The sequence below is a fragment of the Barnesiella sp. An55 genome, assembly GCF_002161555.1.
GTDB classification, from domain to species: domain Bacteria; phylum Bacteroidota; class Bacteroidia; order Bacteroidales; family Barnesiellaceae; genus Barnesiella; species Barnesiella merdipullorum.
In genome coordinates, this window is sequence record NZ_NFHZ01000001.1 from 208,156 (window position 1) to 234,470 (window position 26,315).

Sequence of the window (26,315 nt, forward strand, 5' to 3'; positions counted from 1 at the left end):
CGCGATTAAATGATTTCTATTGCCGAGGCCGGCAACCACCCGCGATTGCCATCGTTTATTCTCACTTCGTACCAATCGTTTACCTTGCCCAGGATAGATACCTTGGTGCCTTCGTGCAGCACAAAGAGATCGGTTCCGCTCTCGGCAGGTGAACTTTTGGCCGATACCGTAGCGGCAAACACGATGGCTTCGTCGCGGTTCTCCATCTTGTTGCTCAACCCCCATGCAAACCAGTTGGCCATAATGGCTATCAACAAGACGACAATGCCACCAAAGAAGCCAATCTTCTTACTTCTCACCGAGCTGGTAAAGAGGTACAGATAGCATCCACCTATAAAGAGAATAAAGGCTACGATACCTATTATAGCCCACCCATTGGACGACAGGGTGCTGCGCAGGGTATCGATCCATACCGAGAGGAAGAAACGCCCCACAGGATCGATTTTATCGACGATGTGTGTATTGGCCATATCGAGATTGAAACGGGCATCTTCGTCACCGGGATTCAGCAACAGGGCCCGCTCATAGTTCAAAATGGCCTTGGCAAACTCATTGTGCTTGTAATAGGCATTGCCCAGGTTGTAATAGAGGTCGGCCGATACGCCATGTTCGCGTGCCGTCTGCTCATACAACTCGATGGCCTTGATATAATCCTCCTGAGCATAAGCATCGTTGGCCTGTTTGAGCGTCTCCTGACCATACATTGCCGGGATGCCGGCAACGACGAAAAGCAGGTATATAATTATCTTTTTCATCTTCATTGTGTTTTTTACTTTTTCACCGTATTTTCCATTTTACCTATGGCCCCGACGGTATGGGCATAGAGTTCGTCCATGGCTTCGTCGGATTGGGAGGGTGCATACTGGGCAAACTCACAGCGACCGAGTATGTCGTTGAACTCGGCTATCAGTTCGGCTCCGGCTCCATACTTCTCCAACTCGGCTGCCACATTGTCTTTGGTCAACTCCGAAGTCGGGATTCCAAGTTTGTCGCTCAAATATCCCCATACAGCCTTGAGAACCTCGTCGTAGAAATGCTCCTTGTCGTGATTCTTCAAATACTTGCCGGCCACCTTCAGACGTTTCGAAGCCACCTTGTTGGCCTTACGGTTCTTCATTAGGGCTACATTGGCGTTGGCTTTGGCCTGCTTGCGGTTGATAATAACAAAGACGATAAAGGCCAGGGCCGGGATAATATACCACAACCAGTATGTCCAGCTACCTATATACACGGTTGGTGTCTGAACCAGATTCATGTTGTTGAGCTTGATATAATGAATATCCTGGTTCAGCAGCTTCAAGTCCTCCTTATTGGAGAAATTGGCGGCTTTTCCTCCGCTTCCGGGAGCTCCCTTATCGACGGTGATTTCATACTCTTCGGTACGCAGGGTTTTATAGCTCTTGCTCTTGATATCGAAGTAAGAGAACTCGACAGCCGGTATCTTGAATGTGCCGGCAAAACGAGGTATGGTCGTATATTCCACCGTGCGGGTACCACTCACCCCACCCGCCGAGGCTTTGACCGAAACATCGACTTTAGGGTCGTAGGTCTCAAAATCGTTGGGCAACTTCAAATCGGGATTCTTCAAATACTTCAAGTTTCCCGAGCCCTTGATGATCAATTTCAGCGTAATGGCTTCATTGGCTTTGACATGGGTTGAACTGACGGAACTGCTCAGCGAGAAGTCGCCTACCCCACCCATGAACGAAGCCGGTTTTCCACTGGGCAAAGACATTACCTCGACCGTTGCCGAATTTGTACTTACCGATCGGCTCACGCCTTGAGGTACTCGCATAGGGCCAAAAGGACCGTTCACCAATTCATAAGTCTGAACCTGAAAATCAAATTTCCCCGGCGTAACGGTTATCTTGCCCGTACGTTGCGGAAAGAGCAGGCACTGTTTCAAAACAGCGACCTTATAGTTCACCCCGTTGTAATTTTCCAGGTCGAACGATGTATTTTGTGGCAAGTCAATATCTTGTACTACAAAGCCCTCGAACGAGGGGAAACTGTAATTCTCGGCCTGAATTCCCGAAGCCTGCGTATATAGCTTAATGGTAGCCAGCACGGCCTCTTGCTCATATACTTTACTCTTGGAGAGTATGGTACGAACAAACAAGGCTGTACCGTCGCTGCTTTGTCCGCCCGACCGACCCGACGATTGGCCTGTCGAAGCTCCGGCTTTATCGGGAGGCAAAATCGTCAACTTCCAGGTGTTGGTCGAGAGTGTGCGACCATCGGCCGAGATAGTGGCGGGCGAAAAAGTATAGCTACCCTCTTTGTCGGCCCGAAGCGTGATGACGTGTGTCTCGGTCGTCTGCCGATCGACTTTACCGTTGACAACCGATACGCTTGTACCCGAACTTGTTCCCTGGTACAATACCTTGCATCCCGAGAACTCGGGCAGTCTCAAATTCTTACCCGAGGCATTGTACAAGGTATATTCCAGTTGGAATTGCTGTCCCTGTATCACCTGCCTGGGGCCACTGACCGAAAACCGGACGTTATCGGCCCATAACGAGGCGACGCATACCAGCGAGAAAAATAGAATCCAATATCTTTTCATCGTTCTCTTTTATATAAGTTATATCCCCTTTACCACTCCTTATCGGTCTTTTTGCGCTTCTGTTGCTGCATCAAAGCCCTTTGCACTTTCTCCTGGGTGTCGCGCTCGTCCTGTTGGATGGCATCGAGAATTTGCTGTGCATTCTCTTTCGACATCTGCGGCTGCTGAGGTTGCTGTTGCTGAGGATTGTTTTGTTGTTGATTATCTTTCTGGTCTTGATTGTTCTGGTTGTTCTTGTTCTTATTCTGATCCTGCTGGTCCTGTTTTTTCTGATCTTTCTGTTGATCCTTATTCTGATCTTTCTGATCCTGGTTCTTGTCCTGATTCTGTTGCTCTTGCTGCTGTTTCTTCAACAACAATTGAGCCAGTCGCAGGTTGTAGCGGGTTTCATTGTCCTTGGGATTACGACGCAGAGAGTTTTTATACTCTTCGATACTTCGTGCATAGTTCTTCTCCTGGAACGAGATATTTCCCAGGTTGTGCCAAGCGTGAGCCGTGCGCAAGGTATCGGACGAGGCTTGCACCACCTTCATATACTCGTTACGAGCATCGTTCCACTTTTGCTGCTTGTAAAGAGATGCACCCAAATTGTAGGTGGCAATCTCAGACGAAGGATTGGCCTCGAGCGCCTTGCGGTATTCGATTTCGGCCTCGGTATATTTCTTATCTTTAAACAGACTGTTCCCCTTGCGTATGGAGTTACGCTCGGTCTTGGGGTCGATTTTCTTCTCTTTGGGAGGCTCGACCTTTGCCGAGGCAGTTTGAGCCGCAGGCTTCATGGCGGGCGCATTGCCTTGAGCCGACACATTCAGTGCCCAACCGGCCAGAACAAAACATATGATATAGTTAATCGCTTTCATATTGCAACTTACATTTTCCAGAATTTATGAGAAGAATGTTATCTTTTTCAGCCAGCTATTCTTGCGATCGACGATAAAGACATCGATCAGCAGCAATACCAAGGCAATCCAGGCCAACCCCTGGAACTGCTCGTCGTATTGCGAATAGACCTTGCTCTCGAGATCGGCTTTCTTCATTTTCTTCACCTCGGAGGTCAGAGCCCGCAAAGCGGCATTGGTATTGTCGGCTCTCACATAGATACCGGCACCGGCCTTGGCAATCTCTTGACCGAGAGCCTCGTTCAATTTCGTGATAACCACGTTGCCATCGCGGTCCTTGATAAAATTGGTCTCGCTCTCTCCTATCGGGATGGGTACCCCCTCGAGCGACCCGATACCAATCACATCGACCTTGATGTTCTTCTCGGCAGCCTCCTTGGCCACTTGAGCGGCATCGTCTTCATGGTTCTCGGCATCGGTAATGACGATAATGGCTTTATCTACACTCTCGTTGGGCGAGAAGGAATTCATGGCAGTAGAGATGGCCTGCCCGATAGCTGTACCTTGCGTGGGTACCATCGAGGGGTTGATGGTGTTCAGGAACATCTTGGCCGAGACAAAATCGGAGGTAATAGGCAACTGCGTGTAGGCATCGCCGGCAAAGACGATAAGGCCTATCTTGTCGTTGTCGAGTTCATCGACCAGTTTCGAAAGCATCATCTTGGCCTTTTCGAGCCGATTGGGGGCAATATCCTTGGCCATCATCGAGTTGGATACGTCGAGGGCAATCATAATCTCGACGCCCTGTTTCTTGACCGTCTCGAGTTTCGACCCGAACTGAGGCCGGGCCAACATGAATATAATGACAATGAATGCCAATTGCTGAAAGATGAATTTTATCCACGGCTTGTATTTCGACACATCGGTCATGAGCGGCGCCAGTACCGAGGGGTTGCCATACTTGGCCAGATTGCGGCGCGACCGATATCGCCCGTAGATAAAGAGTCCCCACAAAACGGGAACGAGAATCAGCAGATATAGAAATTCGGGTTGTGCAAATCGAAACATAATCAACTTCTTTTTAAGGAATATTTTTCAACAACGTTTGACGAAGGAGTATCTCCAGTCCCAGGCACAAAAGTGCCAGAACGGCCCATCGGGTATATTCCTCTTCTTTTACACTGAACTCCTTGACAGTGAGTTTGGTCTTCTCCAGTTTATCAATCTCTTCAAAGATGCCCTTCAGTACGTTCTTGTTGGTCGCTCTGAAGTATTTTCCGTCGGCCGTAGCCGCAATTTGCTGCAGAGCAGCCTCGTCCATCTCGACCGGCATATTCTGGTAGGTAATGCCATAGGGCGTCTGCACCGGCGTGGGGGCCAAGCCTTTGGTTCCTACCCCAATCGTATAGACATGTATGCCAAACGATTTGGCAATCTGCGCCGCCGTGGCCGGGGCTATATCGCCGGCATTGTTTGTTCCGTCGGTAAGCAAAATGATTGTTTTCGACTTGGCCGGCCCATCTTTGATACGGTTGATGGCGGTGGCCAGACCGTCGCCAATGGCAGTACCATCGTCAACCATACCGCAATGCACATCTTTCATGAGGTTGAGCAGCACGGCGTGGTCGGTTGTCATGGGACACATGGTAAAGCTCTCGCCGGCAAAGATAACCAGACCAATGTTATCGTGCTCACGCCCCGATACAAACTGGGCAGCTACGTCTTTGGCAGCCTCAACCCGGTCGGGGTTAAAATCGCGGGCCAACATACTGCCCGAGATATCGAGTGCCAGCACGATGTCCACCCCCTCGGTCGAGGAATTCTGCCAGTTGTCGGTCGATTGCGGACGAGCCAACGCGACAATCAGGAAAGCGACTGCCAGAACCCGCAGTGCAAAAGCGAAATGGCGCAGGTATATCTTGTAGGTGCGCGGCATCTTGTCGAACGGCTGTGTCGTGGAGACTTGCAAGGGGGCCTGCATATGCTTTTGCTTGAGAACATACCACACAACAACCGGTATGATCAGCAACAGCAGTAGCAGATATAAAGGATTAGCAAATACCATTTTTCAAAATTTATTTTAAAGCCATCATAAGCCTTAGTTCTACATTTCATTTACTCGGTTTTTGCCGAAGTCTCTTCCTTTTTATCGGCATCAGCTTCGGGAGCCGGTTCTTCGGGTTTGGTCTCTTCGACAAACGTTTCGGCATAACGCATCACCTGTTCGTTGTCATCGGGGAGCGGCCGCATCTTGGCAAACTTCACAAAGTCGGCCATGGCGAGGATATCGCGCAGCTGCTGATTCACAGCCTTGGTCTCCTCATTGCGACGCAGCGTATCGATAATCTGTGTCGAGGTCATCTCCATGGCGTTGATGTGGAAACGCTGGTCGATATATACACGCAGGATTTCGGTCAAAGTCGTGTAGTAGGCTTTCTCTTGTCCCTGCTGCCACAGCTTCGAGTCTTTCAACTCGTGCAAAGCCTGCATGGCCCGATCGTAGGGTGGTATCTTCTGTGTTTCATCGACAGTCTCGCCCTCCTTCGCTTTGCGGCCCCAGCGCCAGTAGGCATAGATACCGGCGGCAATTACCACCAGGGCAATGAGCAGATAGAGGACCCACACCGGCACATAATCCCACAGGACAAAAGGCGGGGCATCGACGGTCTTGATATCAAACTCGGCATGAGTCGTATCGACCGGTACAGGCACAACCTTAAGGCTGAGCGACTGGGTCTCGAACGTATCGTTGTCGATCACATACTTGAAAGGCGGCAGATAGTAGAGGCCCGAGTCGAACGAGGTAACCAAAACCTCGTTGGTAATTTGTATGCGGTTGTTTTTCAAATCGACCGTATCGGGTTTGGAGATCTTCAGCACCTCCACCCCGGCGACCAGGGTGTCCTGGATAATGGGCATCCGCACGAACTTGCCTTTGTCTTGCGAGACTTCGAGGTGCACGGTGGTCTGGTCGCCCATCATGATAGCCGCCGAGTCCATCTGTGCCCGCACCACAATCTGATTTTGGCCAATGGCACCCATCGTGCCCATCGACACGAGCAGGCACCCGCCAAACACTCGTAATAGGATAGATCGTATTTTCATAGAATCCTGAATTTTTTATTATCCTCTTCGCTGGAAGAGATTCATAAGGGCAACCACAAAGTCGTCGTCGGTGGCAATCGTAGCCAAATCGACACGACTCTTGCGCAAGGTCGCCTGCATCTTGTCTTGCCGGGTATTCCACCACTCGGCATACCGGGCCCGCACGCTTGCCGAAGAAGAATCGACCCACTGCTCGACACCCCGCTCGGAGTCTTGCAACTTGATGAGCCCTACATTGGGCAGTTGCGACTCCCGGCGGTCATAGACCTGTATGGCTACCAGGTCGTGACGGCGGTTGGCAATGGAGAGGGCGTTTTTGTAATCGCCGTTGTCGATAAAATCGGAGATTAAAAACGTCGTACAGCGCTTCTTGATGGCATTGGTCATATACTCGAGAGCCAGACCGATATCGGTTCCCGTGCTCTCGGGAGTGAAATCGATCAACTCGCGTATGATATAGAGGATGTGTTTGCGTCCCTTCTTGGGCGGGATAAACTTCTCGATGCGGTCCGAGAAGAAAATCATGCCTATCTTGTCGTTGTTCTGTATGGCCGAGAAGGCAATCGTGGCTGCGACTTCGGCCATCATTTCTCGCTTGGCCTCTCCCACGGCTCCAAAGTTGCGGCTGGCAGAGACATCGACCAACAACATTACCGTCAGTTCTCGTTCTTCTTCAAAAACTTTCACAAAGGGTTTGTTGTAGCGGGCTGTCACATTCCAGTCTATATCTCTCACATCGTCGCCATACTGGTACTCGCGCACCTCGGAGAAGGCCATACCCCTCCCCTTGAAAGCCGAGTGGTATTGCCCCGCAAAGATATTGCGCGAGAGACCTCTCGTCTTTATCTCGATATGACGTACTTTTTTTAACAGTTCACTGGTTTCCATAAACAGCAGCTCTCCCTAACCGATTATTTAGGGTACTTCGACCTTGTTGAGTATTTCGCTGATAATCTCTTCGGCGGTCATGTTGTTGGCTTCGGCTTCGTAGCTGAGCCCGATACGATGACGCAGCACGTCGTGACATACGGCACGCACATCCTCGGGAATCACATAGCCCCGTTGTTTCAAGAAGGCGTAGGCACGAGCGGCCAATGCCAAGTTGATGGAGGCACGAGGCGAAGCTCCAAACGAAATCATATCTTTCAAGTCGCTCAAGCCATGATCTTGCGGGAAACGGGTAGCGAAAACGATATCGACGATGTAACGCTCGATTTTCTCGTCGATATAGACCTTTTGCACAATCTCGCGAGCCTCGATAATCTCCGAAGGTTTCAGCACAGGCTTGATCTCGATTTTGCGGCCGCTGATATTTTGACGGATAATCTGTTTCTCCTCCTCTTTTTTGGGATAGCCTATAATCACTTTGAGCATGAAACGATCGACTTGTGCCTCGGGCAGCGGATAGGTACCCTCCTGCTCGATGGGGTTCTGCGTAGCCATTACCAGGAAGGGATCGTCGAGTTGGAATGTCTTCTCGCCAATGGTCACCTGACGCTCCTGCATGGCCTCGAGCAACGCACTCTGTACTTTGGCCGGGGCACGGTTTATTTCATCGGCCAACACGAAATTGGCAAAGATGGGACCTTTCTTGATTTGGAATTGCTCCTTGGCCTGGCTATAGACCATGGTACCCACCACGTCGGCCGGCAACAGGTCGGGGGTGAACTGGATGCGGCTGTATTTCGAGTCGATCAGCGAAGCCAGCGTCTTAATGGCCAACGTCTTGGCCAAACCCGGTACACCTTCGAGCAGGATGTGACCGTTGGAAAGCAAACCGATCATCAACGAATCGATCAGATGTTTCTGACCCACAATCACCTGGTCCATGCCCTGTGTAATCATGTTCACGAACGAACTCTTGCTGGCAATCAGGTCGTTCAACTCCCGAATATCAACTGTTTCACTCATACGTTTTCTCTTTTTATATTTTCAATTTATACGTTTTTTTACTTTATCTCTCGCAAAATTAGCGATAGACAGGCTCTATATCACCCCTATCGTGTTAAAAATGGCTAACCATTTAATTAAAAAAGACTAAGTCGCCAACCTCTTGGGTCAACGACTCAGCTACCGATCACTCATACTTGCTCAGAATCTTCACGGCCAGTGCTTTGGCTGTCTCGACCGAATGTGGATCTTTGGCGTCGATGTGATATTTCGAAGCATCGGGAATAATCAACCGAGTGCCAATGGGTACTTGATTGGGATTGGTAATTATCCCCTTGTTTTCTTCATAGATATACACCCAAAAGGTTTTATGCCCAAAATATTTACGAGCCAATGTCGTGAGGAATACTCCCGAGCGAATGGTCTCGACCACCGGTTTTGCCGCAGGTTGCACCGGTGCCGGGGTTACTTTCTTCTCGGGCTGTACCGGCTTGACCGACTCGGCTGGTTGTGCCACGGGCTCATCGAGCAGTGTATCTTCTTCGACGGGTTCGACAACCGCAGCCGTATCCATTGGCTCTGGTACAACAACCGTGTCGGCAATTTTGTTCTCGGTTTCCTGGGATGCGAATACCTCACTGTCGGTAAGGGATAATGTGTATTCGCCTATCTTTATTCCACTGTCACCTCGCAGAAAGAACCAAGCGACCACACCAAGGAGTATCACCACACCAAATCCTGCAAGAGCGCCCCACCAAAAGGCTTTTCGCGAAGATGACTTTTGCAGGTAGTCGTGATAATAATCCACTTCATCATCGATGGATGGCTGGGGTTGTTCTTGAGCTGAGACTTCTTCGGTTTCAGATTTCTTTTCTTCAGCCGTACCGGGAAGTTGCTCGGGGAGCGAGGACTCCTCTGTCACGGGAGCCTCCTCGGCTACAAGTTCGGGCTCGGGCTCGGGCAAATGATTGTCGGCTTCGGCTGTCACCTCCGGTTCAAGTTTGGACTCGGCGTCAGTTCCAGATACAGGTTCACACGACGCTTCTAGTTCCGCAGTCGGTATATCTACCTCGGGTAACGGCTCGGCAATCGGTTCATCGGCCTCATTGGTCAACGATTCATTGGCAACAGGTTCCTCGACATGACCCGCATCGGGTTCTGCCTCTTTCTGTTCTGCTTCCTGGGTTGCAGACTCCTCGGGAGCTACCGGTTCCTCGAGTTGTTCCGGCTCCATCTCGTCTCGATCGGTATCGCTATCGTCGAGCGGCTCATCATTGTCCACAGCCATCATCTGTTCTGTCGATACGTGGTCGTTGAGAATCTCGACCGAAAAACTCGAAAAGGGTGCATTCACGGCTTCGCGCAAGACTTTATCGGGGACGAACGACAATTTGTAATGCCCGGGAATTTCGACCGGCTCGCCTGTCTGCACATTTACACTGGCGCGAGATTCTACCCAAATGGGCTTGAATACCCCCAGGTCGTTTATTTTCAACTCCTCGCCCGACGAGATAACCTCGGTCGAGACCGTGAAAAATTCTTTGAGAAAAGCCTCGGCCTCCTTCTTCGTCACATTCAGTTTTGCTGCGAGCAAAGTGACTAAATCGGGGAAAGATATTTTTTCATTCATTTCGACGAGAGCATTTTGAGTTTCATTTTAATGGCGCTGCCCGGTTTAAACGACAAGATCATTTTAGGTGGTACGAGCATGCGTTTGCCTGTCGCAGGATTCACGACAACCCGCTCCAGTTTCTTTTTCGGTTCGAAGGAACCGAACCCTTGAATCGCCACCGAGTCCATCTGCGAGCAACGCTCTTTCATGATTTGGAGAAATGCCGACATATACTCCTCGACCTCTCCTTTATCCTTGCCCAAACGGCTCTGCAATTGCGTCAAAAAAGTTTTGTGATCCATGACCAACTGTATTTCCAAGCCCCTGCCAGGGCCTTATTCGCTATCGGCAAATTTATAAATTTTCTGCGGAATAATTGCAAAAAACAACCGAAGAGATGTTGATACGGCACATGCAGATTTGCGAGAAAAAATTTGTACACCCACACATTATTTGTATATTTACCGTTACTTAACCCTTACGGCAACGACTATGGAAAATGTTCGGAAATACTTCAAGCGCGATATCAGTTGGTTATCTTTCAATTATCGGGTGTTGATGGAGGCGATGGACAAAACGGTACCGTTGTTCGACCGCATCAGATTCCTGTCGATATACCAGTCGAACCAGGAGGAGTTTTACCGTGTGAGGGTTTCGGAATATCACCAGATTCTATCCGACCCTTCCAAAGACGAGGAGGAGAAGGGACAGGCCGAACGCACTCTCGAGTCGATCAACCGCGAGGTAAACCGCCAGGTCGATATCTTCAACAAGTTTTTCTTCAACGACATTATACCCGAACTCGAGAGCGAGGGTATGGTGCTGTACCACCAGGAGAAGATCGAGGAGTTTCACCGGCAAGAGGTACGCAACTTTTTTAAGGAAGAGGTATTTCCTTTTCTACAACCGGTGTTGATTTTGAAAGACGACATCGTCTCTTTCCTGCGCGACAACCGCCTCTACCTGGCCATCAAGATGTACCGAAAGAGCGAACGCAACAACCCCGACCGACAACCTTTCTATGCCCAGATAAAGATTCCGTTCAGCAAGGTTCCGCGATTTATCAATCTGACCCCTTACAACGGGAAGAGTTATGTGATGTTTATCGACGATATGATCGCTCTGAACCTCGATATCGTCTTCCCGGGATTCGACATTGACTCGCACTATGCCATACGAGTCTCGCGCGACGCCGATTTTTCGATTGAGCCCAAAGAGGGAGTCAACATTGTCGATGCCGTGCGCAAGCGGGTCAAGAAGCGCAAGATAGGTAATGCCAACCGGTTGGTCTATGATGCCAGTATGCCCCGCGACATGCTCGAGTATATCTGCGAGGCCTACGACATTCCACACGGACAGTGTATCCGCTCGAGCCGTTACCTGAACCTGGAGGATCTCACCAAGTTGCCCAATCTCACGGGCAAGGTGCTGAGCGAGACCCTACCCTCGCCCATGCGGTTGCCTATCTTCGACAACGCCCGGTCGATGTTCGAGGTGATTCGGCATCGCGACTTCTTGATACATTTCCCCTACCAGTCGTTCGACTACCTCACCCGGTTTCTTACCGAGGCTGCCGACGACCCTACCGTGACCGATATCAAACTCACCCAGTATCGGGTGGCCGAAAATTCTGAGGTCATTGACCGGTTGCTCTATGCTGCCAAACGGGGAAAACGGGTAACGGTATATGTGGAGATAAAGGCCCGATTCGACGAAGAGAACAACATCATCACCTCGGAACTGATGCAAGAGTCAGGTGTACGTATCGTATATAGTACCCCGGGATTGAAAGTCCATGCCAAGGCTCTACTCATCAAGTGTGCCCCGGCCGATTCATCGCAACCCCAAGCCTATGCCTTCCTGAGTACCGGTAACTTCAACGAAGATACAGCCCGAATCTATTCCGATATGGGCCTGTTTACTGTCAACAACCAGATCACGGGAGAACTGGATAAGCTCTTCTCCATTCTCGACGGTTCATCAACCGACCGCGACTTCAAGACCCTGCTCGTAGCCCAGTTCAACATGGTCGATGTATTGAAACAAAAAATCCGCTTCGAAATGGAAGAGGCCCGCCAAGGCCGAAAGGCTCATATCATCTTGAAGATGAACGGCCTGCACGATACCGGTATGATCGACGCTCTCTACGATGCCAGCGAGGCGGGTGTTCACATCGATCTTCTGGTACGAGGTATCAACTGCCTGGTACCCAATCAGCCCTACAGCCGCAACATACACATGACCCGCATCATCGACTCATACCTCGAGCATGCCCGCATCTGGTATTTCTATGCCGGTGGACGCGAAGAGGTGTATCTGGCATCGGCCGACTGGATGCGCCGTAACCTGAACCGCCGCATCGAAACGGCCGTACCCATTCTCGACCAACATATCAAAAACGAAATCATGTCGGTCATCGATCTGCAACTTCGCGACAATGTAAAAGCCTGCTATATCGATGAATACCTCGAAAATCATTACGTTCGCAACGAGGGCCCCAAAATACGATCCCAACGACTTTGCTTCAATCTTTTGGCCGAATACTCCACCCCCGACTCTTCGACCGGTATGCCCGAGATTTTTATCAGTTAGACGTCGTCCCATTGGGTATTCGATTTTGAAAAGTCAATATTGTGACACAAAAGAATCAAGATTATTACACATACCTTATTCTTTTTTCATATTTTTGTCGGGAACAAGGGTAATAAGAGAATTATGAAAAGAATTGCACTACTATTCCTCATTGGCATGTCGATAACCTCGCTATCGGCTCAAACCTTGAAGAAACAAAATCAAATGTTGAAAGATTCGATCGGTGTCATGCAGAAAGTCATCGACGAAAAAACGTCAGCCAACCATGCGTTGACCGAGGAAAATGCCACGCTCAAAAACAAGCACATGCTACTCAAAGCGAGCAAAGACTCGCTCGACGGAGTACAGAAATCATTGCTGGGCAAATACAATGCCTTGTCGGTTGAAAATGAACGGTTGAAAGACTCGCTCTTCATATGCCACAATCGTATAAATGCATTAGAGAATCAAGTCGATAGCCTCAACACCTCGCTGGTCAACCTCACCCAGGAGATGAACGACAAACTCGATTATATGGCTAAGCAGGAAAAAATTTGGAGCAACAGAACATACTTCAATATTGCCTATGGTATGCTCTCGCTCGATCGAGGAGACGGTCAAGAGAAACTGAGTAGCAATTTCGCTTTCTCCATCTCGCGCGGCAAGACCTACTACTTGCATAAGAAGCCGCTGTTCGGCATGTTGAAATTCGGGCTCGACTGGACGTTCTTCGACATTGCCGTCGCCCAATATGACAACGGAGAAAGTTTCAGAGAAAAAGACAACAACGACATTTACAAAGGAGAGGTCTCCATGCAGTTTGGTCCGTCAATCACTGTCAACCCGGTAGATTTTCTGAAACTCAATGTCTATTTCCGTTACGACCCCACCTACTCGATGATGTTTAATACCGACGGTAATGAATTCAAGGGGAACTATGCCTCCTACTTCAACACCGGTCTGGCGGCGTCGTACAAGGTTATCTCGCTGGGAGTTGAATACCGTTGGGGCTCCACCTCATACAAAATCGACGGCGAGAAACAAACGTGGAAAGCATCGGGTACCTATCTCTACCTCAGTTTCCGATTCTAAACTCATCAAAGAAGAAATCATATCATACCGGCCGAAGTTTCTCGGCCGGTATTTTTTTACCATTCTATCCTTCCGCCCCGGGTCCAAACATTTCGCAAGCATTGTGTGTTTATAAAAAAGACCGACGGGAAAGATTTCCAAGCGAAAAAACGGGCTTACAGCCTGCTACTTTACAAATTTTATCTATCTTTGAATAGATGCTCGTTTCTTCGAAACCGGGTCATTATTTCTAACTTAACATATAGCAACAATGAAGCGATTATTTTCCCTACTGATTGCGGTTGCAGCCCTCTCGATTCCATCGGCCTGGAGCTGTACCGGTATCACCCTCACGGTAAAGGACGGCTCTAAAATTGTAGCCCGCACCATCGAATGGGGTGGCAGCGACCTGAATAGCCAATATGTGATTGTACCCCGTGGATATGAACAACGCTCTTATGTACCAGGAGGACAACAAACTGGCATGACATTTAAGGCTCGATATGGCTACGTGGGGCTGGCGGTTGAACAAAAAGAGTTCGTGGCCGAGGGGCTGAACGAAGCAGGGCTGTCGGCCGGACTCTTCTACTTCCCCGGGTACGGACAATACGAGGACTACAATCCGGCCCAACAGTCATCGAGCATCGCCGACCTGCAACTGGTTGCGTGGATTCTCGGTAACTTCTCGACGGTCGATGAAGCTGTCGAAGGATTGAAAACCGTGCATGTCATATCGATAGACCCGAGAGCATCGACCGTTCACTGGCGCATGACCGACGTCTCGGGACGCCAGGTCGTACTCGAGATTATTGACGGAGAACCTCGATTCTATGAAAATAAGCTGGGAGTACTTACCAACTCTCCCGGATTCGACTGGCAGATAACCAACCTGAACAATTACGTCAATCTCTACTCGGGGACGGCGGCGACAAAATCATTCGGCGACATTCAACTCTCGTCGTTTGGTGCCGGCAGTGGATTCCTGGGACTTCCCGGCGACATCACACCTCCCTCCCGCTTCGTGAGAGCAGCCTTTTACCAAACCACGGCGCCACAACAAGCCACGGCGACCGAGGCTGTTACTCAAAGTTTTCATATACTCAACAACTTCGACATTCCCATCGGGAGCGAATTTCTGGCCGGGCAGACTCCGACCGATATTCCCAGTGCTACCCAGTGGGCCTCGTCGGCCGACCCTACCCGCCGGATGCTCTACTACCGCACCATGTACAACAGTGCCATCCGTTGCTTCGATCTGAAGACCATCAACTTCGGCCGGGTTAAGTATCAGGCTCACCCGCTTGATACCACCAAGCAACAACCCATACAAACCATTCAAGTCAAGTAGAGACTCACCAGACTATAAAAAACGAAACCGCCAGTCAACTTGGTTGACTGGCGGTTTCTGTATAATAGCCTTTTAATTAATGTTGCTCTTCTTTTACACCGGCAAGTTCGGGATCGATCATGATGCGTCCGCAATATTCACAAACGATAATTTTTTTACGCATCTTGATATCGAGCTGTCTTTGAGGCGGGATGCGGTTGAAGCAACCACCGCAAGAATCACGTTGGATATAGACCACAGCCAAACCGTTGCGGGCATTCTTACGAATACGTTTGAAAGCCGTGAGCAAACGGGGCTCAACCTTGTTTTCGAGTTTTTTGGCCTTCTCTCTCAACTTCTCTTCATCTTGTTTCGTCTCCGAAACGATTTCGTCGAGCTCGCTCTTCTTTTCGGCCAGGATGTGCTGACGATCCTGCAACACCTCTTCCGAAGCAGCTACCTCTTTGCTCTTGGCCTCTTGTGAAGCAATATACTCGTTGATACGCTTTTCGCACAATTGAATTTCAAGTGTCTGATATTCTATCTCTTTCGACAAGAAATCAAATTCGCGGTTGTTGCGCACATTGTCCTGTTGCTTGGTATATTTATCGATGAGAGCCTGTGCGTTCTGTATTTCTACCTTCTTGGCCGCTACGGCAGCTTTCAGATCTTCTATCTCGGTATGGTAGTTTTTGATACGGGTTTCAAGACCGGCAATTTCGTCTTCGAGGTCTTGAACTTCGAGAGGCAACTCCCCTCTCAACGTTTTTATTCTATCGATCTCCGAGAGAATGGTTTGCAAATCGTACAGTGTCTTCAACTTCTCTTCCACTGTATATTCTTTTTCAGCTTTTGTTTTGTCAGTAGCCATACTTTACAAATAATTTATCGGATTTGTATCTACCTGTGTAGAATGGATTGCAAAGGTAGGGAATTTTTTTTGAATTATCTCACAAAAAATCTCTTTTGTATATTGTTCACTCTCATAATGACCTATTTCGGCCAACAAGATGCGAGATTCAAATTCGAAATAATCGTGATACCTGATCTCACCCGTCACAAACATATCGGCTCCGGCCGCTACGGCTTTCGACATGAACGATGCTCCGGCTCCGCCACACAGGGCTATGCGCGAAATTTTACGTCCGTGCAGAGGCGAATGTTTCACACACCCTACGGCAAAAGTGTCTTTCAACTTTTCCAGCACCAGCATCTCGTCAATCGGTTCGGGCAGATTACCTACTACACCAGAGCCCACCTGCTCCCAACGGTTGGCAAGAGGTATCCAGTCGAAAGCAGGCTCTTCATAGGGATGGCTCCCCTTCAGAGCTGCCATGACGGCTCCCTGCATATAGGCGGGAACAATCACCTCGAGGCGCGTCTCGGCCTCGTGATGCAGTTCTCCTACGGTGCCACAATAGGGATGCGCCTGCAACCCGGGGCGGAACGTCCCCTCACCTTCTTGGCCGAAACTGCATTGATCGTAATTTCCTATATGTCCGGCACCTGCCTCGAAAAGCGCAGTTCTCACCTGCTCGACATGAGACACCGGCACATAGGTGACCAGTTTCATCAACAACCCGGGCATGGGATCGAGTACCCGAACGGCTGTCAACCCCAGTTTTTGAGCCATTCTGAACGAGACTCCACCCGGAGCATTGTCGAGATTGGTGTGAGCGGCATAAATAGCTATGTTGTGCTGGATGGCCTTAATGACTATGCGTTCGACACAGCTATTCCCCGTAATTGTCTTCAACCCTTTGAACAACAAAGGGTGATGCGACACAATGAGATTATACCCCAGTGCAATCGCTTCATCGACAACCCCCTCGGTCACATCGAGACACACCACTGCGCCCGATACCGATTGGAAACGGTTGCCTACCTGCAACCCGGCATTGTCGTAAGACTCTTGCCAAGCAACAGGTGCTACCGACTCAATGGCCTCTATGATATCATTCAGAATTACCACTTGCTTCTAATCCTTTAAATCAACCTTGATACACAGTTCTTTCAGTTGCGAATCGTCCAATGCCGACGGCGCATTGAGCATGACATCGCGGCCCGAGTTGTTTTTGGGGAATGCGATGCAGTCGCGTATGGAGTCGAGCCCGGCAAACATCGATACCAAACGGTCGAGACCGAAGGCCAAACCTCCATGAGGAGGAGCACCGTATTTGAAGGCATTCATCAGGAAGCCAAACTGAGCTTCGGCCTGCTCTTCGGTGAATCCCAACAGGCGGAACATGTGATCTTGCAACTCGCTGTCGTGGATACGGATAGAACCACCGCCCAGTTCCACACCGTTGATAACCATATCGTAGGCATTGGCTCGCACAGCGCCCGTATCGGTATCGAGCAAGGGGATATCTTCGGCTTTGGGCGAAGTGAAGGGATGGTGCATGGCATAGAAGCGTTGAGTCTCATCGTCCCACTCAAACAGCGGGAAGTCGATAACCCACAACGGAGCAAATGTATCTTTGTCGCGCAAGCCCAGACGAGAGCCCATCTCCAAGCGCAATTCGCACAAGGCTTTGCGTGTTTTCATCGTAGGTCCGGCCAAAATCAGCAACAGGTCGCCCGGTTTGGCACCGAAACGTTCGCCCCACTTCTTCAGGTCGTCGGCCGAGTAGAACTTATCGACCGAAGACTTGGGCGTACCGTTCTCGTCGAAGCGGACATAAATCAGCCCCTTGGCACCGATTTGCGGACGTTTCACAAACTCGGTCAACTCATCGAGTTGCTTGCGTGAATAGGTGGCACACCCTTCGGCACAGATACCGCCCACATACTCGGCACTGTCGAATACGCCGAAGTTATGACCCTCGGTCAAATCTTTCAGTTCGACAAAGCGCATGCCGAATCGCATATCGGGTTTGTCGCTACCGTAGTATTTCATGGCATCGGCCCAAGTCATGCGCAGGAAAGGCTCGTTAAACTCGATACCGCGTATTTTCTTGAACAGGTGCTTGATCATTCCTTCGAAGATATTGAGAATATCCTCTTGCTCGACAAACGACATCTCGCAGTCGATTTGAGTAAACTCGGGTTGACGGTCGGCACGCAAGTCTTCGTCGCGGAAACATTTCACAATTTGGAAATAGCGATCGAAGCCCGATACCATCAACAACTGTTTCAGCGTTTGAGGCGACTGAGGCAATGCATAGAACTCACCCGGATTCATTCGCGAAGGCACCACAAAGTCGCGAGCACCCTCGGGAGTTGACTTGATAAGTACAGGGGTCTCCACCTCCAGGAAGTTCAGCTCATCGAGATAACGGCGCACCTCAAAGGCCATCTTATGACGCAACTCGAGATTGCGGCGTACAATGGGACGACGCAAGTCGAGATAACGATACTGCATACGGATATCGTCGCCACCATCCGACTCGTCCTCGATAGTAAAGGGCGGAGTCTCGGCCGTGTGGAGCACAACCAACTTCTCGGCAATGATTTCGATATCGCCCGTCGGCAGATTGGGATTCTTGTTTGAGCGCTCGGTCACCATGCCCGTTACCTGTATCACATATTCACGGCCCAGTTTATTGGCCTGGTCGCACAAAGCGGCATTGGTCTCTTGGTTAAATACCAACTGGGTGATGCCATAGCGATCGCGCAAATCGACAAAAGTCATACCACCCATCTTACGGCTACGTTGTACCCAACCGGCCAAAGTCACCTTCTGACCCACATGGCTCAACCGTAACTCTCCACATGTATTCGTTCTATACATTGTTGTAGAATTTATTTTGTTTGTTATTTATTTCGGTTATTATGACACTCGAGATTACCCGAATGTCCATGCAAAATTAAAATAAAACATCGGTAAACAGATATGTTTTACCCAAGAATTTGATAAAAATGTAAAGGCATAGTTGCCGATACGAAAAAAAGCAGTAAATTTGCTGCGCCTGAAAAGAAAGGGCTATTTATTCGTTTCGGGGTGTAGCGCAGTCCGGTTAGCGCACCTGCTTTGGGAGCAGGGGGTCGTGGGTTCGAATCCCGCTACCCCGACGAGACAAAAGGTTATCGATTCCCAAACATGAATCGGTAACCTTTTTAAGTTATATTCGCTATGAGAATAAATGGTAAGATAGCTTCGCAGGACTGCACAGCAAAACTTCTTCTTAAAAATATCCAAAATAATATATTTAATGATTGATTTATACCAGGGATAGAATTTAAGCACTTAATTTGCAGCAATAACAGCTCTATAATAGATGACATGATATGAAAAAAAATTTTACTTTTAACCCTCTCGTTTGTAGCCCTGATACAGGCTCAAGCTACCCCTCAGGTGCGTGTAGCCACAAAATCTGAGTCGCAACTTCGTGCCAATGCCCCGGCAGCGGCTGGACAAATCACCTTTCACCCCAATGGCGGAGAAGGTAGCATGGATCCGTTGACCAATCTGTCGGATGGCGACGAATTCAAGCTTCCACGCAATACCTTCCAGCGAATCGGATTCAAATTTGTAGGCTGGACCAATATGGAGGGGGGTAATGACCCGTTCTATCAAGACGAATACCCCACATTCAACTACTATTCCTATAACTCCGACCTGTATGCCGTGTGGGAACCCGAGGATTCTGCTCTGGAGCTGTCGTTCGATGCCAACGGCGGCGAGGGAACCATGGAGCCGATATATGTGCGAGCCAACCAGGAGATTCTGGTTCCTCCCCATCGGTTCACGGCTCCCGAAGAGGGGTACGAATGCAAAGGCTACGGCGAGTCGCCCGACGACTTCGCCCGTTATCGCATAGGCGGAATAGCATCGTTTACCCAATCGATCAAACTCTACGCCTTCTGGTCGCCCATGAACCCGTCGGTCGGCGGCAACAGCGAAGAATACAAGGGCCAGACCATATTCTTCGAAGGCGTGAATATAGCCCCCGAAGACTGGTATGTCACCAGCGACCCCCCCTACCGAATCTATGCCGAGTGGAAAGAGGGTTGCGGTTGGTACGATGCCGCACAAGACTGGCTTAACTTCTGCTGGGCCGGTGCCGCCTCCGATGCCATTCACTGGAGGCTCGACCGCAACAAGGAGTATGTCGATCGTTACCGGCTGGATCACGATGTTCCCGAATTTGGCTATGCTGGGAAAGGAGTATCGGATGTCTTTCACTTCTTTATGGCAAAATGGCTTAAAAACGAAGGTTGTTACCCAAGTATCGGCTTCAACTGGTTTATCAATGGAATAGACGATAACGTACAAGAATCGGCCAAAGGTCAAGGAGGCCTGTTCCGTGATGTATTTGGCAATAAAGCTTTGGTGAGTTTCCTGGTTTCGACCAACCGTCGCTCATTCAACCAATTCGTTCAGGAAGCTCTCAAGAATCGCCGGATGATAACTATCGACGAATACAATATGGCCGGCGCCCACGCCATCGCCTGCTGGGGATTTGAGTTCGACGACGAGGGTTATGTCTGTGCACTCTATTACAGCGACCCGGCTTCCTCCTGGAACAATACCCAAACCGGACGAGATTTATCGCTCGGCAGAATTGAGGTCAAGTATCATTCGGAATCCGATTGGAGCCCCTATATGGCCACCGAGACCCTGATTAACGGCGAGATTGTAAAAGGCGAGGTTCCCATCATCCGTATCTATTCCTACGACCAGGGCACCCAATACTGGGAGGACTATTTCGATTCGAATCCTTCCTCCATAGTGACGGTAACTCAACCGACCAACGATGAACCCGAAGAGTACTACGACCTGCAAGGCCGTCGGGTACTTCACCCCCAAAAGGGTTTCTACATCACCAAAAGTGGAAAGAAAGTGATCATACGCGAGTAACCGGGTAACCCTCGATAAAGATTTTGTTCCGCTGCAGGCTCCAGCCACGAGCCTGCAGCGGGGCAAAATCTTTCTATTCTAGGCCATTTAGCCACAGTTCACCTACGCTCCTACCTCTATGAATAAAATCGTCACGATCCCGATCTAAGTCCCCTCACCATAACGAGCGACCAAACAATCTGCGGTACAAACATGTTTCCTCCGTATGGTTAAACTTGAAACATTTATGGCTCTATTCCGGTTGCTTCACAAGCCCGACAAGGCCATCGTAGGACGATACATACAAGGGAAATCAATAGCCGAGATCGCTCGTGAACTGGATTGCTCACAATCGGTCGTGAGCGAAACGATTTATCGGTTTCGGCAACAATTGAAAAAGGAGAGGCACCCTCCAATCTGAATCCTTCGGCCAATCCGGCTCCAGAGCAACAGCCGTCTTTCGGCAACAAGTCACGGCTTCTCCCACATTACAGACTCAAACATGGAAGATAAAAAAAGAAAGGTTATCCGATATCACATCGGATAACCTTTCGAGAGAGGCAGTCTTTTTTCAGACTGATTGATAATCTAAAACAATCTTAGATTATTTCTTAAACAGTTTTTGGCTACGAACTACGTTGCCGTTTTGCATCTTCACTACATATACAGCCGAAGAGAGGTCAGATACGTTAGCCGATTCGGGGTTGTTGTTCAAGTATTTAACCAACTGACCATCGGTCGTATAGATCCAAGCCTTCTCTACGTTGTTGAAGTAGATCATGTCGCTCGTAACCGTGGGATACATCTTCGAGATTGAAGAGAGACCACCGTTTTCGTTGACTACGTTCTCGATACCCGATACTTCGTTCATCTCAGGTTCGTCGGCAACACCTTGATCGCGGAACTCGGTATAGCTAACAGCCGGTACACGACCAGGATTATTACCGGTAACCTCTACATCGAAGTCGATCGAGAAACCTTTTTGCGTTCCGCCCGTGGGACCCGGGTGCGTGAACCAAGCATCGGAGAATACAAGACGCATGCGGCTTGTACCTACAACAGCGTCCTCGGGAACACGAATAACAAAGGTCGAACCCGTAGCAATAGAGTCAGTACCCGAGTTCAGTTTACCAACCTCCATAATCAACTCATCGGTAGTAGCATCGAAGATATAGTTGAGGTCCCAATCGATATAGCCTTTACCAAAGCACCATTTCAAACCATCATCACTGCTGGTTTCGGTAGCAGCAACCGAACCTTTAATAGTAACGGTTACAGCCTGACCTTGAGCAACAACCAATTTTTGATCGGTTACTCTCAGATAGTTATCACCACCGACAGGCGTATTTCTCGAATAGTTGATGTTTTCTGTAGCACCAGTCGTTACCAAAGAGGCTAACCAACGGCAATTTTGAGCCGTTTCGTAACCATCGGCATTCGAATCCAAATAGGTCTTGTCATACAAATCGGGATTAGGCTCGGGCAAGGTCTCAGTAGAACGAACGATGTGAACCCATTCGATGGGCGAATAGGTCTTCATATCTCTCGAAACCGAACGGATACCGATATAGGGATCGTCGTTTTCGTTCTCGAACTGAATGTTACCCAGGTAGGCCGACCAGGTAGAGGTACGACCAACTTCCGATACACGACCATTTTCACCATTCTTGTAGAAGAGTTCGAAGTGGTCGATATTTACCTCGTCGTTATAAATCATACCATAGTCCAAACGAGCAGGCGAGAAACCGGTAGGATCTACGCCCCAAGTCAGTTTCACCGACAGAGAAGAGGTGGTCTCTTCTTTCACCTCGGCGATGATGCTTTCGCCATCGATACCGGCAGGAGCCGAAACAGCGCGGTCGTCGCTCAACATGAGTTGACCGATCATGATCTTATAGTTGTCAACCGAAGAACCTTTTACACGGAAACCGATGTATTCGATTACATCACCAGCACCGAGACCGGTGAGAGCAAGTTCTTTCTCTTCCCAAGTTGCACCAGCCAGATCGCCTACGGGGAATTCCAACCAAGTGTCTTCATTGAATTTCTTCAGGATGAGGTAAAGATTCGAGGCATTCGTACCCTCAACACCCGATTTCACGGCAATCGTAGCTTTGGGATTACCGCTGGCAACATTCAGTTTGGCACGATAGATCACTACATCCGAACCCGTCGAAGAGGGAGTTCCTTTCAAGCGTAAGCACGAACCACCGATATAAGCATCCTCGTGAGTAAACTCGGCATCGATTTCGGTCGAACGATTTTTGGTATTCGATTGATAGATCAACCAACGATAGGTAGGCACATAGTCTTGTTGACCCATGTTGTACCAGCTACCAAATGTTCTTTTACCTTTGTAGGCATAGAAATCACCGTTACCCAGTGTAAAGTTGGTATTGAAGGGCAGATCGCCTTGGATGGCCGTACGTTCGGGAACGAACTCGGCCAAACCGCAGAACGAAGCCAACTGTTGATCGGCTTGGCTCGGATTACCCACTTGGAATGTATTCGTATTAGAAGGAGCCGGACGATAAATAGGCGAACGATAGCCACCCGAGAAACCTTTTTCCAACAGCTTCTGGTAATTGGACTGCATGTCCATTGAGCTAACGCCCACTACATACTGGAAGAAACGGCTTATTTTGTGCTCACCCCACAAGCAGAGACCGCAACGCTTGGTATCTTCATCTTTATTTAATTGATTCCAGCTAAGGTTCATGTGACGATACCAACCACCGGCATAGAGACCATCAGCTGTACCCATAGCCTGCTCGGCAGCCAGAACCGACGAGCCCATCAAAGAGTAAGCGAAATCACCTCCATTGTAGTTCAGCATCAAATCGGCTGTTTTAACACCATTGGATCCATAAAGGGCTTTGGCATTACGAGAGCTAAGGCCTTGTTGTGCAGTGTATATTCCGATATGGAAACTGTCGAATCCAATCTCTTTGGCCCGTTGGTAGAGAGCCTGGTGAAAAGCGATCACATCAGGTTGAGTATAGCCAGTATCCTCGAAATTGTAGTTGATACCGTCGAGACCCAGATAAATCAAGGCATTCAACAAAGCATCGACATAACGGAAAGAACCGTCTTCGTTCTTGGTTGTGATAAACTGGATATAGGTACCCGAGGTTGTACCCCAGCTTTCGAAGAACTTGATACCCGAGAACATATGAGTACCGTTTTTGTGAGCAGCATCGGCCCACGAACCGGGAGCTTGCAGGATAGAGTGGTTCCAGGCACCATAGAGGTTGGTGTAGTTCCACATCGAGAATACATCGCTATGGAAAACCGAACTGGGATAACCGCCCACCATATCACCTTGACCGGTAGGTGTATTCATCCACAACCGACGGGTAGCATACACATCGGGATTCACATTTTTCGAAGCATCCTCCATGATGGTAGCAGGACGCACGTGTGAACGCGAGAACTCCAAATCCATGTTGAAGCCGGCGGCTTCAAACTCCTCTTTGGTAGGGAATTTGCGACCCTTATCGGCTGCATGAGCAAACAAGCTTAGCAGCGAATCGTTGTCCCATGGAGTAAAGTCAAAAATCTCAGTCGATGCAGACGCGGGATAGGTTACATCCTGTGCCTGCACATTTCCGGCTACGCCACACAGCAGCAAAGCCGCACCGAATACAGTAAACTTCTTCATGATAAAAACTTTAAATTTAGAATTTTGTAATTATTATAGCGAGGAGCGAGAGAAGCGCCCGAGAGGAAGCCTCTCTCACTCTTGGACTATACGGTTTTAGAAATTGGCACCGGGAACATCCCACCATACGCGGGTACCTTGCGTATCGCTTCCTCCCAGAGCTTCGAGACCCGATGTAGAGATATCGGACAAACCTACCGACGTGTCACGACCGGGCAGAGGTATCTTGCGGATAATATCGCCTTGTACCAAGCTACCATCACCATCACCCACATTCAGCACTTCGAACTGTTTGGGATAGCCCGTGCGGCGCAAGTCGTTCCAAGCCTCGTAGGAGTACGGAAAACCGGCGATAAACTTCTGGGTAATAATCTTCTCGAGTTTCGTCTCTTGCGAGTCGCCTTCGTTCCATTTCACACCAATGGTAGTCACACTCTCAATATCGTTGCTGTGATCCATCGGGTCAACATACTGGTAGGCAACAGCCTCGGCCTGATTCAAATAGGCATCGACCTTTTGGCTATAAGTTGACTGGGTACGATTCTCTACCTGGGCATTGCGAATACCATCTTCATAGAACTGTTGGGCGGTACCACCCATATTCCAACCACGCAGAGCACCCTCGGCACGCAGGAACTGTACCTCGGAAACCTTCATCAGATACAACGGAGCCAAACTGAGGCGATCATTGTTTATGCTCGAATAGGCTACACGGGGATTCACATCCAAGGTTTGACCGGAAGACATAGCCATACCGGCACGAAGGCCAATAACCCGGGTCTTTGCAGGCTCTATGACCGTAGGATCGGCCGTATTGACGATTTGAGCGGAATTCTTATCGAAAAGCAAATAGTCATCCTGCGTATAGGGGTGATTCAAACTGAACAATATGCTCTCGAACGAGGCATTCAACCGGGTATCGTTCCACAACGAACTGATATCGATCAGAGGATGAGTGAAACCCGATACCATGGGATCCAAACAAATTTCCTGAGCTACCGACTCGATAACCCCATCACGAACAGCCTCCTCGGCCCACTGTTTGGCCTTGGCAGGATCAACCTTGACGATGTGCATGGCCATACGCAACTTCAACGAATTGGCAAATCGGCGCCAACTTTCGATCGAAAGGTCTTTGGTCACCCAATCACATTGCATCAGGATGGCTCCGATTTTGCTTTTGTACCAGTCGGGACGAGTCTCGTAATGCTTCAAGCAGGCATTGATGGTATCGAGATTATCGACAATCGATACATAGATATCCGACATCTTATTGAAGGTAAAGGGATTGCTCTCCTTGTTAGACTTGTGGTCAACATAGGGGATAGAGCCATAGAGGTCGGTTACCTCTTGAGACGAATAGTCGAAGAGCAACAAACCGATGGCTTTCAACTCGGGAATCGAGTCGATTTGCGGGTGGTTCAACAGATTCACCACGTTGTTCTTCACATTCAGGAAGGATCCGTAAGGACCGTCGGAGTAACGTTGGTTGTAATAATAGGTAGAGGGAAGTACACCACCGTCGCCATGCGAGAAGTTGTGGGGTACCACAAAATAACCGGCATAGTTATCGACCGTGATACTGTATTGATATTGATACTGGTGAGCCCCAGGCAGATTTCCCTCTTTGCCACCACGCATACAATACTGGGCGGTGGAGAGTTGGAAGATATTGTTACTCAATTGCTGTTCGGCATAACTGAAGCCCTCTTCCGAAATCTGCTTCCAATAGTCAATACTATCGGCCTTACCTTTATAAACAACCGGGTCCAATTCGGTCTGACCACCGGTAAAGGTATCGGTAGGCATATCGAAATCCAAACACGAGTGCAGAGTCGCGGCAGCAAGCACCACACCAAATGTTGTTAAAACTGTTTTTCTCATATTTCTA

The 26,315-nt window shown here is 49.3% G+C and carries 19 protein-coding genes and 1 tRNA gene; 5 read left to right on the forward strand and 15 right to left on the reverse strand.

Translation table 11 applies throughout. The annotated features are described in order from the left end of the window. Positions 1-5: 5 nt before the first annotated feature. The 10 genes from B5G10_RS00860 to B5G10_RS00905 all read right to left on the reverse strand — a co-directional run bounded on the left by B5G10_RS00860 (position 6) and on the right by B5G10_RS00905 (position 10,314). Positions 6-755 carry a tetratricopeptide repeat protein gene (locus tag B5G10_RS00860; RefSeq protein ID WP_087422949.1) on the reverse strand — a complete coding sequence of 250 codons (750 nt, stop codon included), beginning with the start codon at positions 753-755 and terminating at the stop codon, positions 6-8. Between the two features lie 14 nt (positions 756-769). Next, positions 770-2,566 (reverse strand): BatD family protein, encoded by a 1,797-nt coding sequence (locus B5G10_RS00865; protein ID WP_087422879.1) that lies wholly within the window; start codon positions 2,564-2,566, stop codon positions 770-772. Positions 2,567-2,595: 29 nt separating this feature from the next. Continuing rightward, on the reverse strand, positions 2,596-3,426 hold the full coding sequence (locus B5G10_RS00870) for a tetratricopeptide repeat protein (protein ID WP_087422880.1): 831 nt from the start codon (positions 3,424-3,426) through the stop codon (positions 2,596-2,598). Between the two features lie 24 nt (positions 3,427-3,450). Further along, on the reverse strand, positions 3,451-4,473 hold the full coding sequence (locus B5G10_RS00875) for a VWA domain-containing protein (protein WP_087422881.1): 1,023 nt from the start codon (positions 4,471-4,473) through the stop codon (positions 3,451-3,453). Positions 4,474-4,486: 13 nt separating this feature from the next. Then, complete coding sequence (locus tag B5G10_RS00880) at positions 4,487-5,470, reverse strand: VWA domain-containing protein (RefSeq protein ID WP_087422882.1); 984 nt, start codon at positions 5,468-5,470, stop codon at positions 4,487-4,489. 50 nt (positions 5,471-5,520) lie between these two features. Next, complete coding sequence (locus tag B5G10_RS00885; protein ID WP_087422883.1) at positions 5,521-6,510, reverse strand: DUF4381 family protein; 990 nt, start codon at positions 6,508-6,510, stop codon at positions 5,521-5,523. A gap of 18 nt (positions 6,511-6,528) precedes the next feature. Further along, positions 6,529-7,398, reverse strand: a complete 870-nt coding sequence (locus B5G10_RS00890) for a DUF58 domain-containing protein (protein ID WP_087422884.1) — start codon at positions 7,396-7,398, stop codon at positions 6,529-6,531. A gap of 27 nt (positions 7,399-7,425) precedes the next feature. Beyond that, a complete protein-coding gene (locus tag B5G10_RS00895) occupies positions 7,426-8,421 on the reverse strand; it encodes a MoxR family ATPase (protein WP_087422885.1) in 996 nt (331 codons plus the stop codon). Positions 8,422-8,587: 166 nt separating this feature from the next. Further along, the gene (locus tag B5G10_RS00900; RefSeq protein WP_087422886.1) at positions 8,588-10,030 is read right to left on the reverse strand and encodes an HU family DNA-binding protein; all 1,443 of its coding nucleotides are present in this window, start codon (positions 10,028-10,030) and stop codon (positions 8,588-8,590) included. Further along, positions 10,027-10,314 carry an HU family DNA-binding protein gene (locus tag B5G10_RS00905; protein WP_087422887.1) on the reverse strand — a complete coding sequence of 96 codons (288 nt, stop codon included), beginning with the start codon at positions 10,312-10,314 and terminating at the stop codon, positions 10,027-10,029. The genes B5G10_RS00900 and B5G10_RS00905 overlap by 4 nt, the downstream gene beginning before the upstream one ends. Before the next feature lie 190 nt (positions 10,315-10,504). Here B5G10_RS00905 and ppk1 point away from each other — a divergent pair, with 190 nt between their 5' ends. The 3 genes from ppk1 (at position 10,505) to B5G10_RS00920 (ending at position 15,002) form a co-directional block, all read left to right on the forward strand. Next, a complete protein-coding gene (gene ppk1, locus B5G10_RS00910) occupies positions 10,505-12,604 on the forward strand; it encodes a polyphosphate kinase 1 (protein WP_087422888.1) in 2,100 nt (699 codons plus the stop codon). Between the two features lie 123 nt (positions 12,605-12,727). Further along, positions 12,728-13,675, forward strand: coding sequence for a hypothetical protein (locus B5G10_RS00915; RefSeq protein ID WP_143241020.1), 948 nt, complete (start codon positions 12,728-12,730; stop codon positions 13,673-13,675). Positions 13,676-13,925: 250 nt separating this feature from the next. Further along, positions 13,926-15,002, forward strand: a complete 1,077-nt coding sequence (locus B5G10_RS00920) for a choloylglycine hydrolase family protein (protein WP_087422890.1) — start codon at positions 13,926-13,928, stop codon at positions 15,000-15,002. Between the two features lie 76 nt (positions 15,003-15,078). Here the strand turns inward: B5G10_RS00920 and B5G10_RS00925 are convergent, their stop codons facing one another. From B5G10_RS00925 to aspS, 3 genes are read right to left on the reverse strand one after another with little or no spacing between them, the layout of a single operon-like run. After that, positions 15,079-15,852 carry a C4-type zinc ribbon domain-containing protein gene (locus B5G10_RS00925; RefSeq protein WP_087422891.1) on the reverse strand — a complete coding sequence of 258 codons (774 nt, stop codon included), beginning with the start codon at positions 15,850-15,852 and terminating at the stop codon, positions 15,079-15,081. 3 nt (positions 15,853-15,855) lie between these two features. Further along, positions 15,856-16,953: a Nif3-like dinuclear metal center hexameric protein gene (locus B5G10_RS00930; protein ID WP_087422892.1), complete on the reverse strand. Its 1,098-nt coding sequence runs from the start codon at positions 16,951-16,953 to the stop codon at positions 15,856-15,858. Positions 16,954-16,959: 6 nt separating this feature from the next. Then, on the reverse strand, positions 16,960-18,714 hold the full coding sequence (gene aspS, locus B5G10_RS00935; protein ID WP_087422893.1) for an aspartate--tRNA ligase: 1,755 nt from the start codon (positions 18,712-18,714) through the stop codon (positions 16,960-16,962). Positions 18,715-18,920: 206 nt separating this feature from the next. Here aspS and B5G10_RS00940 point away from each other — a divergent pair. After that, positions 18,921-18,995: transfer RNA gene (locus B5G10_RS00940), tRNA-Pro, on the forward strand. 283 nt (positions 18,996-19,278) lie between these two features. Then, on the forward strand, positions 19,279-20,784 hold the full coding sequence (locus tag B5G10_RS00945; RefSeq protein WP_143241021.1) for an IdeS/Mac family cysteine endopeptidase: 1,506 nt from the start codon (positions 19,279-19,281) through the stop codon (positions 20,782-20,784). Between the two features lie 583 nt (positions 20,785-21,367). On the opposite strand, the gene B5G10_RS00955 is transcribed toward B5G10_RS00945, so the two are convergent. Both B5G10_RS00955 and B5G10_RS00960 read right to left on the reverse strand, forming a co-directional pair. After that, entirely contained in the window at positions 21,368-24,424 is a 3,057-nt protein-coding gene (locus B5G10_RS00955; protein ID WP_087422896.1) for a GEVED domain-containing protein, read from the reverse strand. A gap of 96 nt (positions 24,425-24,520) precedes the next feature. Then, entirely contained in the window at positions 24,521-26,308 is a 1,788-nt protein-coding gene (locus B5G10_RS00960) for a SusD/RagB family nutrient-binding outer membrane lipoprotein (RefSeq protein ID WP_087422897.1), read from the reverse strand. Positions 26,309-26,315 lie beyond the last annotated feature (7 nt).

Coding starts and splice junctions, on each gene's coding strand:
- B5G10_RS00860 (WP_087422949.1), bottom strand. CDS start 755: ATGAAAAAGATAATTATATACCTGCTTTTCGTCGTTGCCGGCATCCCG.
- B5G10_RS00865 (WP_087422879.1), bottom strand. CDS start 2,566: ATGAAAAGATATTGGATTCTATTTTTCTCGCTGGTATGCGTCGCCTCG.
- B5G10_RS00870 (WP_087422880.1), bottom strand. CDS start 3,426: ATGAAAGCGATTAACTATATCATATGTTTTGTTCTGGCCGGTTGGGCA.
- B5G10_RS00875 (WP_087422881.1), bottom strand. CDS start 4,473: ATGTTTCGATTTGCACAACCCGAATTTCTATATCTGCTGATTCTCGTT.
- B5G10_RS00880 (WP_087422882.1), bottom strand. CDS start 5,470: ATGGTATTTGCTAATCCTTTATATCTGCTACTGCTGTTGCTGATCATA.
- B5G10_RS00885 (WP_087422883.1), bottom strand. CDS start 6,510: ATGAAAATACGATCTATCCTATTACGAGTGTTTGGCGGGTGCCTGCTC.
- B5G10_RS00890 (WP_087422884.1), bottom strand. CDS start 7,398: ATGGAAACCAGTGAACTGTTAAAAAAAGTACGTCATATCGAGATAAAG.
- B5G10_RS00895 (WP_087422885.1), bottom strand. CDS start 8,421: ATGAGTGAAACAGTTGATATTCGGGAGTTGAACGACCTGATTGCCAGC.
- B5G10_RS00900 (WP_087422886.1), bottom strand. CDS start 10,030: ATGAATGAAAAAATATCTTTCCCCGATTTAGTCACTTTGCTCGCAGCA.
- B5G10_RS00905 (WP_087422887.1), bottom strand. CDS start 10,314: ATGGATCACAAAACTTTTTTGACGCAATTGCAGAGCCGTTTGGGCAAG.
- ppk1 (WP_087422888.1), top strand. CDS start 10,505: ATGGAAAATGTTCGGAAATACTTCAAGCGCGATATCAGTTGGTTATCT.
- B5G10_RS00915 (WP_143241020.1), top strand. CDS start 12,728: ATGAAAAGAATTGCACTACTATTCCTCATTGGCATGTCGATAACCTCG.
- B5G10_RS00920 (WP_087422890.1), top strand. CDS start 13,926: ATGAAGCGATTATTTTCCCTACTGATTGCGGTTGCAGCCCTCTCGATT.
- B5G10_RS00925 (WP_087422891.1), bottom strand. CDS start 15,852: ATGGCTACTGACAAAACAAAAGCTGAAAAAGAATATACAGTGGAAGAG.
- aspS (WP_087422893.1), bottom strand. CDS start 18,714: ATGTATAGAACGAATACATGTGGAGAGTTACGGTTGAGCCATGTGGGT.
- B5G10_RS00955 (WP_087422896.1), bottom strand. CDS start 24,424: ATGAAGAAGTTTACTGTATTCGGTGCGGCTTTGCTGCTGTGTGGCGTA.
- B5G10_RS00960 (WP_087422897.1), bottom strand. CDS start 26,308: ATGAGAAAAACAGTTTTAACAACATTTGGTGTGGTGCTTGCTGCCGCG.